The organism is Chryseobacterium sp. JUb7 (assembly GCF_024806495.1).
Lineage (GTDB): Bacteria > Bacteroidota > Bacteroidia > Flavobacteriales > Weeksellaceae > Chryseobacterium.
Window position 1 is genome coordinate 141,266 of record NZ_JANUFF010000005.1, and the last position, 15,513, is coordinate 156,778.

A 15,513-nucleotide genomic window follows, 5' to 3' on the forward strand; every position below is an offset into this window, starting at 1 on the left:
GCTTTTTTGTAATTTTTTCTTATCTCAATCTCTGGATTAAAATTAAACTTCTGTATGAATTACCGGTTCCCGGAGAAGCACTTGAAGAAGTTGTAAATGTATTTGTTCCCGGACTTATCGTAAAGTCTACTGTTTGTGCAGTACCTGTGATATTGATAAAGTCATCGAAATAATAAGTTGTTGTCTGATTTGAACTGTTGGTAAAGTTAACCAAAGAATACTCATTATTATTCACAATACTTTTTAGAAAAACATTATTGGCAGAATTTATTCCTCCAAAATTCCCGACCAGTCTTACCTGTACTTTATAAATTCCAGGCTGCAATACGATTCGATCTGTTGTTCTTGCTGGTGATCCCTGACCCGCTACTGCAGCTACTGCTGCAGTGATGGATGCACCTACGATTGTATTAATAAAATTCGGTGCTGCATTGGGAGCATTTCCCATTTCACCTGCGGTATCATTTAAATTAAATCTCAATCCCACTTCTGTATTCACAGCATAGGCAACAGCATTTAAACCCAATCTAAGAATCTGCCCTTCTACAGAAACCGTATTATTTTTATAAATATCTCCATTATCATCAATCACTAAACCTGTAGAAGAAGTATTTGTTGGTAAAGTCCCCAGACTTTCAAATCTTACAGCGCTTGAATTGGCGTTTACATGGAGTCTTCTTGCAGGAGTAGTGGTTCCGATTCCAACATTTCCAGCTGAAGTAATTCTCATACGCTCATTCAAGCCGCCTCCCAAAGAGTTTCCAAAGTAAAAATCCTCTTCTGCTCCTGTTGTTACGGCTGCTCCTGTTCTGATACTTCCAATTGCCCAGTTTCCACCTCCGGAAGTAGGTCCGCTATTGGTAAAATTAAGCAATGAGAAATTCCCGGTTGCTAAAGGCGATGTATTTCTTAAGGTAATAATTCCATACTGATTGGTTGAAGCTAGCGCATCAATTAAATTATATCTGTTTGCACTTGCCACATCAGAAACCACATGAAGCCTATGGGCCGGAGCCGCCGTTCCTATACCCAATCTGTGATTTGCGGCATCAATAGAGAGTGTGGTTCCATCAACAGAAAACCCATTGACCGCAGTAGATGTGAATGCCAATGTATTCCCCGCCTGGGTTACAGTTCTTGGACTCGTTAAGCTCCCGTTAGAATTATAAATATTTACAGAAGCCGATCCGGCATCCTGCCAGCTACCTGTTCCATTGGCATCAGAAGTTAAAATTTTCCCTGCCGCCTGATTTCCGTCAACAATTCTTATCGCCGGAACTGGAGTTGTGGGAGTTCCACCGGAAACAATATGTAATTTTTGTGCAGGTGTTGAAGTTCCAATCCCAACATTTCCCGTTGTCGATGCAATCCTAAAACGTTCAACCAAAGTACTTCCGTTAGAATTGCCCATAAAAAAGTCTTCTTCAGTTCCATTCACGGCAGTAGCGCCGGTACGAACTGAACCAATCTGCCAATTGGCTCCACCTGAAGCAGGTCCGCTATTGGTGAATCCTAATAAGGAATAATTACCTGTAGCCAAAGGAGAAGTATTTCTTAATGCTAAGAACGCGTATTGATTAGTGGAGTTGGCAGCATCAATAATATTATATCTGTTAGAGATTGCAGTTCCTGAAATCAAATGAAATCTTGTCTCTGGTGTTATTGTTCCGATTCCTAATCTATGATTAAATGCATCTATAGAAAAAGTAGACCCATCTACAGAAAAGTGATTGTTTCCCGACGTTGCAGCATTTGTAAAAGCCAGAGTATTTGTGCCCTGCGTTACACTTCTATTTCCCGTAAGACTTCCATTGGAATTATAAATATTTGTAAAACCCGTAGAATTTACTACCTGTTTCCAAATTGTTCCGTCAAAATAATAGTAACCGGTTCCATTTACTTCTGCGACCTGCACCAAACTAGGTGTTGTACCACTGGGAGCCGTTATATCTGTTATATAAACCATTGCTCCGCTTTCATTTGCAGAATATGTTCCCGCGACTTTGGCAGCTAATTGCTGTTTGGTAATTCTAGGAGCTCTAATACCGTCTTTTACCGTTGTTGAAGCACCGTTACCTACTACATCTAAAGTTGTTTGTGGATTGGGTGTATTGATACCAATTTGGGCATTTGAATTTGTATATAATGCAACAAATCCAAGAAATAATATAGTCTTCTTCATAAAAATTGAATTTTTAATGAAAATAATAATTACTTCTGAGAAATAATGTTAAAAAATAAATTTTAACATTATTGATTAATTAAAAAAATTAATGACCACATCAAAAAGAGATTGTTTTTATTATTTAAATTTTTAATCATAAAAAAAGCCCTGCAAAAACAAGGCTTAAAAATCAAATCATTTTTACTTTATTAGAATAGCTCTCCGGCTACTTTTTTGATATTATCACTTTTACCCATTGAATAAAAATGTAAAACAGGAACCTTAAAATCAAGCAATTCCCTGCATTGATTGATTGCCCATTCAATTCCTATCTGCTTTACAGCTTCATTATTTTTTGCTTTTTCCACTTCATTAATTAATTCTTCCGGTAAATCAATTTTAAAAATCTGAGGAAGAATTTTTAAATGTTTTTTAGTTGCAATAGGTTTAATTCCCGGAATAATAGGAACTGTAATTCCCATTTCACGAGCTTTTGTAACAAATTCTATATATTTTTTATTGTCAAAAAACATTTGAGTTACAATATAATCTGCTCCTGCATCAACTTTCTGTTTCAGCCATTTCAAATCATAGTTCATAGAAGGTGCTTCCATATGCTTTTCAGGATATCCCGCTACACCAATGCAGAATTTGTTGTGTTCTTCACATTCCTTATCTTCATTATGCAGATATTTCCCTCTTCCTAAATCATTAATCTGATGAACCAAATCCATTGCACTTGCATGACCACCCTGAGTTGGCTCGAAATATTGGTGACCTTTCATTGCATCCCCTCTCAGCGCCATTATATTATCAATTCCCAAATACATACAGTCGACCAAAAGATATTCCGTTTCTTCTTTGGTAAATCCTCCACAAAGCAGATGCGGAACGGTATCTACATTATATTTATGTTGAATTGCGGCACAAATCCCCAATGTTCCGGGACGCATTCTTGTGATTCGACGCTCCATCAAACCGTTACCTTTATCAATATAAATATACTCCTCTCTGGAAGTTGTAACATCGATAAATGGTGGTTTAAACTCCATCAAAGGATCAATATTCCTGTATAAATCTTCAATCCCGATTCCCTTTTGCGGCGGAACAACCTCGAGGGAAAACAAAGTTTTTCCGTTTGCGTTTTTTATGTGATCTGTTATCTTCATTTTATATTTTTGTTGAGTGTTGAAAGTTGCTACTTGATGGACACGATGGTAAAACCAGCAACCAACAACTGCCAACCATTAACTTTTATATTAATCTGCTAAATTCGGTGACAACCATTTTCTGGCTTCCTGTAAAGAAATTCCTTTTCTTTTAGAATAATCTTTCAATTGATCTTCCGTGATTTTACCCAATCCGAAATATTTTGCATGAGGACTACCAAAATAATATCCGGAAACAGCAGCCGTTGGAAACATTGCCAGACTTTCTGTAAGATAAACTCCGATTTTCTCTTCCACCTTTAAAAGATCCCAAATCGCATGTTTTTCTAAATGATCGGGACACGCAGGATAACCTGGTGCAGGACGAATTCCTTTATATTTTTCGGCAATCAGATCTTCGTTACTTAAGCTTTCCTGATTGGCGTAGCCCCAATACTCAGTTCTGACTTTTTTATGTAAAAATTCGGCATAAGCCTCCGCAAAACGGTCTGCTAGGGCTTTTACCATAATCGCGTTGTAGTCGTCATTTGCTTTTTCGTATTCTTCAGACAATTCATCTGTTCCGAAACCCGTCGTAACACAGAAAGCTCCCATATAATCGGTTTTTCCGGAACTTTGAGGCGCGATAAAGTCACTCAATGCGATATAATCTTTTCCTTTCGACTTCTGAGATTGCTGTCTTAATGTTAAAAACTTAACCTGTTCCTGATCATTTTCATCAAAAATTAAAATATCATCCGTTTCAGTTGAATTTGCTTTAAAAATTCCGAAAATAGCTTTTGCGGTTAATAATTTTCCGTCCAGAATTTTCTTTAAAATAACCTGGGCATCTTTAAATAATTCCGTTGCCTGAGCTCCCACAACCTCATCTTTTAAAATTTCAGGATATTTCCCGTGCAGATCCCAGCTTCTGAAAAATGGTGACCAGTCGATGAAAGGAACCAATTCATTCAAATCCTGATTTTCAAAAATCTGAATACCTAAATTGTTCGGTGTGAAAATTTCTTCATTTTCCCAGTCAATTTTAAACTTATCTTTTCTTGCATCCTCAATGGAAACATAATTTTTATCGACCTGTCTGTTTAAAAATTTCTCTCTGAAATCAGAATAATCATTCTTTAGATCCTCAACATATTCTTTATTTCTGTCTCCCAATAAAGAACTTACTACGTTTACGGCTCTTGAAGCATCATTTACGTGAACGACAGCGTTTTTATATTTTAAATCTATTTTCACAGCGGTATGCGCTTTTGAAGTTGTCGCACCACCAATTAACAATGGAAAATCCAGATTTTGTCTTTCCAATTCCTGTGCGATATACACCATTTCATCCAGACTTGGTGTAATCAAACCGCTCAATCCAATTACGTCTACTTTTTCAGCAATCGCTGTCTGAATAATTTTTTCGGCAGGAACCATTACACCAAGGTCAACAATTTCATAGTTGTTACAACCCAGTACAACGCTTACAATATTTTTACCGATATCGTGAACATCACCTTTTACCGTTGCCATCAAAATCTTCCCATTGGCTGGTCTTGAGCCGTCTTTTTCCGCTTCGATAAATGGCTGTAAATAAGCCACGGCTTTTTTCATTACCCTTGCCGATTTTACAACCTGAGGCAAGAACATTTTTCCGCTTCCGAATAAATCTCCTACAACGCCCATTCCTGTCATTAAGTTAATTTCAATCACATGAAGTGGTTTTGCAGCCTGCAGTCTTGCTTCCTCAACATCTTCCTCAATGAAACGGTCGATTCCTTTTACCAAAGAATGAGTAATTCTATCCTGTAAAGGTTTTGTACGCCATTCAAGCTCTTCAACTTTTTCTTTTTTGACAGATTTATGCTTTTCGGAATAATCAAGAAGTCGCTCTGTAGCATCTTCTCTTTTATCAAGAATTACATCTTCAACAAGCTCAAGAAGCTCTTTATTAATTTCATCATAAACCTCCAGCATCGCGGGATTTACGATTCCCATATTCATCCCCGCCTGAATTGCATGGTACAGGAAAACCGAGTGCATCGCTTCCCTCACCGTATCATTTCCACGGAACGAGAACGAAACATTGGAAACTCCACCGCTCACAGAAGCATATGGAAGATTCTGGCGAACCCATCTCGTTGCTTCGATAAAATCGATTGCATTTCTTCGGTGTTCATCCATTCCTGTTGCGACAGGGAAAATATTTAAATCAAAAATAATATCTTCAGCAGGAAAATTTAATTCATTCACCAAAAGATCATAAGAACGCTTCGAAATCTCGATTCTTCGTTCGTAAGTATCGGCCTGTCCAACCTCATCAAACGCCATAACAATCATCGCAGCTCCGTACCTTTTAATCGCTTTTGCATGTTTGATGAATTCTTCTTCACCTTCTTTTAAGCTGATGGAATTCACCACACATTTTCCTTGGGCAACCTGAAGTCCAGCCTCCAAAATTTCCCACTTTGAAGAGTCGATCATCAAAGGAATTCTGGAAATATCCGGCTCAGAAGCGATTAAATTTAAAAATTTAATCATCGAAGCTTTCCCATCAATCAATCCGTCGTCGAAATTGACATCAAGAATCTGTGCACCGCCTTCAACCTGATGGCGTGCAATATCCAGAGCTTCCCCGAACTTTTCTTCTTTTATTAATCTTAAAAATTTCTTTGAACCGGCAACATTGGTTCTTTCCCCAACGTTGATAAAATTACTTTCCGGTGTAATAATCAAAGGCTCAAGCCCCGATAATCTTAAATATTTCATCAATTTATTCTTCTAAAATAAAATATGCGTTATTCGCATTTTGCTTCAGCAAATCAACATGTTTGCCCAAAGCAGTAAAAATTGGAAACCTTTTGTACGCCAAATTGTGTTCTTTGGCAAATTCTTCGATTTCCTCTGTAATTTCATTATAATAGCAATAGCTGTAGTTAGGGAAAAGATGATGGGCAACGTGAAAGTTGAAATTTCCCAGCACATTTCTTACAAACCAGTTATTTTCCTGTAAATCATTGGTGACTTCAAATTGATGATGAAGCCAGCTAAAAGGCAGTCCGTTCTTTTCATCAAGTCTCGGAAAGGCATTGTCAGGAAGCGGATGTAAAGGCAACAACACAAAAAGTGCAAAAATACTCGCCGCGATTACCTGCAAAAACCAAGCTCCCAAAGCCAAACCGACAGATACCTTAAAAAATAAAACAGGAACTGCAATCTGATAGAAAAAATAGAACAGTTTATAGGCAACCATTTTCACTTTTTCAATAGCCGGAATTGCTCCCTGCGTTTTCAGAATCACTCTTTCTTTGTCGAAAAAGTCTCTGAAATCTCGGATAAACATCCAATTAAAAAGATATAAAGGATATACCAGAAAGAAAAAGAAGTGTTGATACTTTTGAACACCTTTCGCTTTAATCCATGGAACGATTAATAAAAGTCCGCTTTGTTCGATGTCGGTATCCCAACCATCAACATTTGGATAAGCGTGATGTGCTGCGATATGTCTTTTTTTCCAGATATAGGAATTCGCTCCTACAAAATCGAAAATCTGCAAAACCAAACTGTTTAGTCTCTTCCTTTTGTAAATATTATTGTGGGCTGCTTCGTGAATTAAATTCAAATAAATCAACACCAAAGAAATTCCCATCAACACAAAACTCGAAATGTAAACCCACGATTTATCCACATTAAAAAGAGCAAACACATATAAACCAAAATAGACCAAAGGCAAAATAATGGCTTTGATCTGAATATAAATGTCCCTGTTTTCGGGAATGGCTTCTACACGCTGGTTCACTTTTTTTCTTAGTTCATTAAACAGTTTTATATCCTCTGAATCTTTTAAGTAAATCGGCTTTTCCATAATATTAAATTTGTGTGATATTTAAATTTAATATTAAAAACCGTTCCTTTTATTATCGATTCAATAAAAAAAATCTATTAAATCAGACAAATTCCTTCAATTTTCTTGGGGGATATTGCGCTACCAGATCTGCAATTGCTTTAATGTGGTCCGGCGTTGTCCCGCAACAGCCTCCGATAATGTTGATCAATCCTTTTTCTACATATTCTTTAATCTGTCCCGCCATATCTTCTGGTGTTTCGTCATATTTTCCGAAAGCGTTTGGAAGACCTGCATTCGGATAAGCTGAAACGTGAAATTCTGAATTGTGAGCCAATGTTTCCAAATAAGGTGTCAACTGATTCGCTCCCAAAGCACAATTAAAACCAACACTTAATAAATTCAAATGCGAAACAGAAATTAAAAACGCTTCTGCAGTTTGTCCGCTCAAAGTCCTTCCTGACGCATCAGTAATCGTTCCTGAAACCATAATTGGAATTTTAATTCCTCTTTCATCCTGAATTTCATCAATCGCGAATAATGCAGCTTTTGCATTCAACGTATCAAAAATTGTTTCCACTAACAGAATATCCGAACCTCCGTCTAATAACGCTTCTGACTGTTGCTTATAAGCAATTCTCAATTCATCAAAAGTGATGGCTCTGTAACCAGGATCGTTTACGTCAGGACTTAAACTTGCCGTTCTGTTTGTCGGACCGATAGAACCTGCTACAAATCTTGGCTTGTCAGGATTTTGAGTCGTGAATTCATCACATACTTTTCTGGCAATTTTCGCAGATTCGTAGTTTAATTCATACACCAAATCTTCCATGTGATAATCAGCCATCGCAATTGTAGTTCCCGAAAACGTATTCGTTTCCAGAATATCGGCTCCTGCTTCCAAATATTTTCTGTGAACTTCTTCGATTGAATGAGGCTGCGTTAATGACAATAAATCATTATTTCCTTTTACAGGATGCTCCCAATCTTTGAAACGCTCGCCACGATAGTCTTCTTCTTCAAATTTGTATCGTTGAAGCATTGTTCCCATCGCTCCGTCAAGAATTAAAATTCTTTCGGATAATGCTTTATATAATTGTTCTGAATTTTTCATTTTATTTATTTTTTCATCGTTGAATTAATTCGTGATCGATATTTTATCCATAGGTTTCACCTACGGCTATTGTTGTTGAACCCTTCAGGTTCGTTGTTAATCCAATGCCTGTTTTAAATCTGCAATGATATCATCTACATTTTCCAATCCAACCGAGCAACGAACCAAACCTGCTGTGATTCCTACTTCATTTCTTTCTTCATCTGATAGTTTGGAATGCGTTGTAGAAGCAGGGTGCGTAACAATAGTTCTCGTGTCTCCAAGATTTGCAGAAAGTGAACACATTTTAATTTTATCTAAAAAGTTTCTTCCGCCTTCAATTCCACCTTTTATTTCGAATGCTACGATATTTCCGCCTAGCTTCATTTGCTTTTTTGCCACTTCATAACTTGGATGAGATGGTAAGAAAGGATATTTCGTCAATTCTACATTCGGATGACTTTCTAAAAACTCAGCAACCTTTAAAGCATTTTCACAATGTTTTTCAACACGGATTGCCAACGTTTCCAAACTTTTTGACAAAACCCAGGCATTGAAAGGCGACATTGCGGGTCCTGTATTTCTTGCGAAAAGATAAATTTCACGAATTAAATCTTCTCTTCCAACTGCTACTCCACCCAAAACACGACCTTGCCCATCAATCAATTTTGTTGCTGAATGTACCACGATATCTGCTCCATATTTTATGGGCTGTTGCAGATAAGGTGTTGCGAAACAGTTATCCACAATGAAAATCAGATTATGTTTTTTTGCAATCTGTCCAAAAAACTCTAAATCCAACACCTCAATCGCCGGATTGGTAGGTGTTTCCAGATATAAAATTTTTGTATTAGGCTGAATATATTTTTCAACGTTTTCAGCATCTTCCGCTTTGAAATAGGTTGTTTCAATATTCCATTTTGGAAAATATTTTGTGAATAACGTGTGTGTCGAACCGAAAACTGACTGACAGCTTACAATATGATCACCCGCATTAAGCAAAGTGGCAAAAGTTGAATAAATCGCTGCCATTCCTGTTGCGAAAGCATATCCTGCTTCTGCACCTTCCATTTTGGCAATTTTATCGGTGAATTCCGTTACATTCGGATTTGAAAACCGGCTGTACAAATTCTTTGGTTTTTCTTCTGCAAAACTCGCTCTCATATCTTCCGCATCCTGAAAAATAAAGCTGGAAGTTAAATACAAAGGCGTTGAATGCTCATCAAACTGAGTTCTTTCCGTTTGGGTTCTGATGGCAAGTGTTTCAAAATTTGACAGTTGCTCGTTGTTAGTTTCTGGTTGAAAATTATCGCTCATAAACCTGTTTATCTTTTTAGCAATGCATCAATTTAATGATGATTTTTTTCAATTTTTAAATTGATGCGTTACTATTTTATTATATTTTTATTCTATTATTTTTTGATAGGGGTTTCATCCTACCGTTATTTTTTATTTTTCCATAGGTTTCACCTACGGCTATTGATATTGAACCCTTCGGGTTTTCTGATTATTTCTTCCATAGGTTTCACCTACGGCTACTAATATTGAACCCTTCGGGTTCGCTGATTATTTCTTCCATAGGTTTCACCTACGGCTACTAATATTGAACCCTTCGGGTTCGCTGATTATTTCGTTTCGCTTACTCTTAGAATATCTCCGAAGACTCCTCTTGCTGTCACTTGTGCTCCGGCTCCGGCCCCCATAATGACAATCGGATTTTCACCGTAACTTTCTGTATAAATTTCGAAAATCGAATCCGAACCTTTTAATTGTCCTAAAGCAGAAGTTGCAGGAACAGAAATTAATTTCACATCTAATTCCCCTTTATCTTTTTGTAAGTCTCCATGTAAATCTCCAACATATCTTAAAACGTGACCCGGCTCCTGATTTTCTTTAATTTTTTGATATTCTTCATCTAATTCCTCCAGTCTTGAAAGGAATTCCGGTTTTGACACAGAAAGTAAACTTTCAGGAACTAAGTTCTGAATATTGATATCATCAAATTCATTAATCAAATCTAATTCTCTTGCTAAGATCAATAACTTTCTAGCTACGTCATTTCCAGATAAATCTTCTCTTGGATCCGGTTCTGTGTAACCTTTTTCCAAGGCTTCGTTGATGATTGTTGAAAACTTATCATCTCTCAAAGAAAAATTATTAAAAACATAACTTAATGTACCTGAGAAAACCCCTTTAATTCTGGTGATATTTTCTCCTGAAAGGTGTAATAATTTAATGGTATCAATTAGCGGCAAACCTGCACCAACATTGGTTTCATATAAATAACGTCTGTTATTTTTATTCAACGTATATCTTAGTTTACGATATTCTTCGATGGGAAGAGTATTAAAGATTTTATTAGAAGAAACCAAATCGAAACCGTTTTCTGCCAGCGCATGATAATTGTGAACAAAATCTTTACTTGCCGTATTATCGACAACGATCAGGTTTTCCAGTTGGTTTTCTTTGGAGAATCTGATTAATTCCTGAACATCAGAAGGACTTTCAGCTGTCAATACCTCATTATTCCAATTATTACCAAACCCTTTTTTGTTGAAAGCTATTTTTCTTGAATTGGCAACCGCTACAACTTTTAAGTCTATTTTTTTACGTCTTTTAATTTCATCCGAAGATTCTAAAACCTGTTCTATTAAGGTCTTTCCAACGTTTCCGTGACCAATAATTGCTAAATGAACCGTTTTCGGCTTTTTAGAAATCTCAGATTCGATGATATTTTTTGCTTTTTCGTCCTGAGAAGATGTTACCACGATATTGATACGTTTTTCGCTTGCCACTTGGCTTAAAAGCAATGGAAAAACGTTATTTCTAGCCAGTTCTGCTAATACTTTATTGAAATCTTCAGCAACAAAGCCTAACACTGACACATTATTTATACTGTAAATCTGAGAAACTTTCCCTGATTTTCTTTCCGCTTCAAATTCATCAATCAGGCAATTTACCGCCTTTTCAGAATCAGCTTCCTGAACTAAAATTGACAGTCCGTTTTCAATGGCCTGCTGAGAAATTACCCCAACACTAATTCTCGCTAAAGTAAGCGCTTTAAAAATTCGTCCGTCAATCCCGATTTCACCTAAGAAATCCTCTCCTTCAAATTTGATGATTGATCTGTTTTTTAAAAATTTTATTTCGTTAGCATTTTTCATTCTACAAAATATTTTTAATAATATTATTTAATTGTTCGTATTCCATTAAGAAGGCGTCGTGCCCGTGAATTGAGGTGATCTCGTGATAGAAAACATTTTCCTTTTTTTCTTTAAGCTTTTCAAAACACATTCGGATTTCAGAAGCCGGGAAAAATAAATCTGTATCAACGGAGATCATGTGCATTCGCGCCTGGATTTTTTCCAGTTGGCTTTCATCAGCATTAATGTTCATCAGCAAATGGTTCATCAGCCTATAAGACTTTAAACTAAATCTTTCGTTTAAAGCATTTCCGTGATAAATCAGCCAATCTTCTGACTCTAACCTCTGTTTTTGTTGATTGTATTTATTTTGAAATCTATCATTTAATGATTCAGGCGTCCGGTAGCACAACATTGCATGAATTCTGGCTTTTTGTAGAGGTTCATCATTTTGGTTTAATAAAAACTTCTGGACCAGACATTGTGCGTGAAGCCAATCGTGGGTTTTAAAATCGCAGGCAACGGGAATGAAAATTTGGGCAAGATCGGGTTGTTGAACCAACATTTCCCAGCCGATTCCACCTCCTAATGACCCTCCAATAATGGCGTATAAACTTTTAATATTTAAAATTTCAAGACCTTGTAAAAAGATATTGGCAATATCTGAAGCTGTGAAATCTTCATAATCATCAATTAAAAAATCATCATAGCCGTTTCCGGGAATATTGAAACACAGAACTGTGTACTTTTTGGTATCGATCACCTGGTTTTCACCAATTAATTTTCTCCACCATCCTTTTTCTCCTGAAACATCAGAATTTCCGGTTAAGGCATGATTCACTAAAATAATCGGAGCTGAAAACAGGTCTTTCCCGAAAAGCTGGTAGCTCAACGGGATATGGCATTCCTTTTGGGAATTTGTCTGATACGAAAGATTAATATAGTTTAGTTCTGTTTTCAATTCTATTATACTTTTTGATAATACAATTTGAAAATGCCATGAGAAATGGCTGAAAGAACTTCAGTAAGTTATCTGTCCAAATAATTTTGGTAGAACGTAGCACCTTCTTCGCTTTCGCAAAGGGTTGCTAAGGTTTCACAGGGTCTAATCCCTCAACCTTTCTTGATAACATTTTCAATATGTGAATGATCGAATGCTGCAAAGATAGAACATTTCTTTTAAATATTTATAAAAATTTAATTTAATATCACAAACACTGATAAACAGAAGGTTTTTAAAACTATATTAACGATTCTTCAGATTTGGAAAGTTGGAATTTTTTTTCAAAAAAGCTACCTTCGTAATGAAAAATGGTGAAATATGAGTGCCGAAAAACAAAGATTACAAGATAATAACTGGAAAAATTGGGGACCATATGTCAGCAACAGACAGTGGGGAAATGTACGTGAAGACTATAGTTCAAATGGCGACGCGTGGAATTTCGCCAATCACAATAACGCTGAAAGCTATGCATATCGTTGGGGGGAAGAAGGGATCGCAGGCATCTCTGATGTAAAGCAGCTTTTTTGTTTTGCCCTTTCATTCTGGAACAAGAAAGACAAAATGGTAAAAGAGCGTTTCTTTGGATTAAGTAACCCTCAGGGAAACCATGGTGAAGATATTAAAGAACTTTTTTATTATTTAGATAACACACCGACTCATAGCTATATGAAAATGGTGTATAAATATCCTATCAACGAATTTCCATATGATGATCTTCGTGCTGAAAATGCCAGACGCAGCAAGAAAGAACCCGAATACGAAATATTTGACACCGGAATTTTCGACAAGGATGAATATTTCGATATTTTTATAGAATATGCCAAAGCAGATCATAATGATTTTTTAATTCGTGTTACGGTTTGTAACAGGAGTGAAACCGATGCTCCGATTGTGGTGGCTCCGACAGTTTGGTTCAGAAACAACTGGAAATGGGGCTATAATACCTACAAAGGTCAGGCAAATGCTTCTAATAACGGCTGCATTAACATCAATCATGACAGCATTTCTATCAAAAAGTTTTATTCAAGAAATACTGATGCAGAAAGCGTTTTCTGTGAAAATGAAACAAACAATCCGAAATTATACGGCGCTCCTTATCCCGGGAATACCTATTTCAAGGATGGTATTAACGATTATATTATTTATGGAAGCAATACCGTTAATCCTGAAAAAAAAGGGACAAAAGCTTCATTTCTGATTGATGATATGATTGCAGCCAGGCAGTCAAAAACATTTGATTTTAGATTGTCTCCCAATGATCTGGATGAACCTTTTCTTGATTTTGACAGAATATTTGAAACGAGAATTAATGAAGCCAATGAATTTTATAATGAAATTCAATATGACACCAATAATGATGATGAAAAAAACGTTCAGAGACAGGCTTTTGCAGGTTTACTTTGGAATAAACAGTTCTATCATTACAATGTAGGAAAATGGCTTAAAGGAGATCCGAATTTTGACGCTCCGAGAGATTTCAATAATTACGTAAGGAATACGGAGTGGAATCACATGCACAATAAGGATATTATTTCAATGCCCGACAAATGGGAATATCCGTGGTACGCAACCTGGGATTTGGCCTTCCATTGTGTGCCGTTTTCTATTATTGATGCTGAATTTGCAAAAGGGCAGCTTCTTTTGCTAACGAAAGAATGGTATATGCACCCGAACGGACAGCTTCCTGCTTATGAATGGAACCTGAGTGACGTTAACCCTCCCGTTCATGCATGGTCATGTTTCCGCGTTTTTAAAATTGATGAAAAACAAAACGGAAAACCCGATCTTTTATTTTTAGAAAAAGTTTTTCAAAAACTGTTGTTAAATTTCACATGGTGGGTCAACAGAAAGGATAAAAACGGCAAAAATATTTTTGGAGGAGGCTTCCTAGGACTCGATAATATCGGAGCCTTTGACCGAAACATGGAACTGAAGGACGGTCAGCATCTTGAACAGGCCGATGGAACAAGCTGGATGGCAATGTACGCTTTGAATATGATGCGAATTGCTATGGAACTTGCTCAGTATTATCAGGTTTACGAAGATATGGCAATCAAATTTTTTGAACACTATCTTTATATTGCTGAAGCTATGGAAAATCTTGGTGAAGGCACAAAAGGTCTGTGGAATGAAGAAGATGGCTTTTTCTACGATGTCCTGCAGCTTGGAAACGGCAACAGTGTTTCTTTAAAACTGAGAAGTATTGTCGGATTGATTCCAATGTTTGCTGTCGAAATTATAGATCACCATTTGCTTGATAAAATGCCAAATTTTACAACCAGAATGGAATGGATTCTAAAAAACAAGCCGGAGCTGACCAAATTGGTTTCACACTGGGAAGAAGAAGGTCATGGAAGAAAACATCTGATGAGTATTCTGCGAAAAAACCGTTTAACAAAAGTTTTATCGAGAATGCTTGATGAGAATGAGTTTTTAAGTCAATACGGAATTCGTGCGATGTCAAAAGTGTATCAGGAAAATCCTTTCAAATTTTCCGTTCACGGCAATGAAAATGTCGTGTATTATACCCCTGCAGAAAGTGACAGCCGAATGTTTGGAGGTAACAGCAACTGGCGGGGTCCGATTTGGTTCCCAATTAACTTTCTGATTGTGGAAAGTTTGCAAAGGTTTCATTTTTATTACGGGAATAGCCTGAAAGTAGAATTGCCAACCGGAAGCGGGGACAAAAGAAATCTTGATGAAGTGGCACAAAATATCAGCGGAAGATTATGCTCAATATTCTTAAAAGATGAAAACGGAGAACGTGCTTTCAATGGTGGAAATGCCAAATTTAATTATGATGAAAATTTTAAAGATTATATCACTTTCTTTGAATATTTTCATGGAGATAACGGTCGCGGGGTCGGTGCATCACATCAAACCGGATGGACGGCAACAGTCGCCAAACTGATGAAACCCAGATTAACAATATAATGCAAAGCCTCTTTTTAAGGGGCTTTTTTATTTTTGCATTCCTCATTTTTTACAAATTATAAGTTTTCAATAATTTATTTATATTTGTAGTAATAAAACACAAACAAATGAAAACAAACTCTACTCTTGTTTTCCTAATCTCTATATTAGGAAAACAGAAATACACAACAACTGTTTCCCG

Annotated in this window: 9 protein-coding genes and 1 riboswitch; of the genes, 1 reads left to right on the top strand and 8 read right to left on the bottom strand. The window is 36.6% G+C overall.

The window, feature by feature from the left end; all coding sequences use genetic code 11:
- Positions 1–19: 19 nt before the first annotated feature.
- The 8 genes from M2373_RS11460 to M2373_RS11495 all read right to left on the bottom strand — a co-directional run bounded on the left by M2373_RS11460 (position 20) and on the right by M2373_RS11495 (position 12,356).
- A complete protein-coding gene (locus tag M2373_RS11460) occupies positions 20–2,182 on the bottom strand; it encodes a hypothetical protein (protein WP_259110708.1) in 2,163 nt (720 codons plus the stop codon).
- Between the two features lie 191 nt (positions 2,183–2,373).
- The gene (metF, locus tag M2373_RS11465; protein WP_259110709.1) at positions 2,374–3,333 is read right to left on the bottom strand and encodes a methylenetetrahydrofolate reductase [NAD(P)H]; all 960 of its coding nucleotides are present in this window, start codon (positions 3,331–3,333) and stop codon (positions 2,374–2,376) included.
- Between the two features lie 90 nt (positions 3,334–3,423).
- Complete coding sequence (gene metH / locus M2373_RS11470) at positions 3,424–6,084, bottom strand: methionine synthase (RefSeq protein ID WP_259110711.1); 2,661 nt, start codon at positions 6,082–6,084, stop codon at positions 3,424–3,426.
- Positions 6,085–6,088: 4 nt separating this feature from the next.
- Positions 6,089–7,180, bottom strand: a complete 1,092-nt coding sequence (locus M2373_RS11475) for a fatty acid desaturase (RefSeq protein ID WP_259110713.1) — start codon at positions 7,178–7,180, stop codon at positions 6,089–6,091.
- An 82-nt stretch (positions 7,181–7,262) separates the two neighbouring features.
- Positions 7,263–8,273, bottom strand: coding sequence for a homocysteine S-methyltransferase family protein (locus M2373_RS11480; protein ID WP_259110714.1), 1,011 nt, complete (start codon positions 8,271–8,273; stop codon positions 7,263–7,265).
- A 96-nt stretch (positions 8,274–8,369) separates the two neighbouring features.
- Positions 8,370–9,530 carry an O-succinylhomoserine sulfhydrylase gene (locus M2373_RS11485; protein WP_259111093.1) on the bottom strand — a complete coding sequence of 387 codons (1,161 nt, stop codon included), beginning with the start codon at positions 9,528–9,530 and terminating at the stop codon, positions 8,370–8,372.
- A 347-nt stretch (positions 9,531–9,877) separates the two neighbouring features.
- Entirely contained in the window at positions 9,878–11,416 is a 1,539-nt protein-coding gene (locus M2373_RS11490; RefSeq protein ID WP_259110716.1) for an ACT domain-containing protein, read from the bottom strand.
- A 1-nt stretch (position 11,417) separates the two neighbouring features.
- Positions 11,418–12,356: an alpha/beta fold hydrolase gene (locus M2373_RS11495; RefSeq protein WP_259110717.1), complete on the bottom strand. Its 939-nt coding sequence runs from the start codon at positions 12,354–12,356 to the stop codon at positions 11,418–11,420.
- Between the two features lie 65 nt (positions 12,357–12,421).
- Positions 12,422–12,528, bottom strand: a riboswitch (SAM riboswitch).
- Between the two features lie 188 nt (positions 12,529–12,716).
- Between M2373_RS11495 and M2373_RS11500 the strand changes: the two genes are divergently transcribed.
- On the top strand, positions 12,717–15,332 hold the full coding sequence (locus tag M2373_RS11500) for an MGH1-like glycoside hydrolase domain-containing protein (protein ID WP_259110718.1): 2,616 nt from the start codon (positions 12,717–12,719) through the stop codon (positions 15,330–15,332).
- The last annotated feature ends 181 nt before the right edge of the window (positions 15,333–15,513 follow it).

Coding starts and splice junctions, on each gene's coding strand:
- M2373_RS11460 (WP_259110708.1), bottom strand. CDS start 2,182: ATGAAGAAGACTATATTATTTCTTGGATTTGTTGCATTATATACAAAT.
- metF (WP_259110709.1), bottom strand. CDS start 3,333: ATGAAGATAACAGATCACATAAAAAACGCAAACGGAAAAACTTTGTTT.
- metH (WP_259110711.1), bottom strand. CDS start 6,084: ATGAAATATTTAAGATTATCGGGGCTTGAGCCTTTGATTATTACACCG.
- M2373_RS11475 (WP_259110713.1), bottom strand. CDS start 7,180: ATGGAAAAGCCGATTTACTTAAAAGATTCAGAGGATATAAAACTGTTT.
- M2373_RS11480 (WP_259110714.1), bottom strand. CDS start 8,273: ATGAAAAATTCAGAACAATTATATAAAGCATTATCCGAAAGAATTTTA.
- M2373_RS11490 (WP_259110716.1), bottom strand. CDS start 11,416: ATGAAAAATGCTAACGAAATAAAATTTTTAAAAAACAGATCAATCATC.
- M2373_RS11500 (WP_259110718.1), top strand. CDS start 12,717: ATGAGTGCCGAAAAACAAAGATTACAAGATAATAACTGGAAAAATTGG.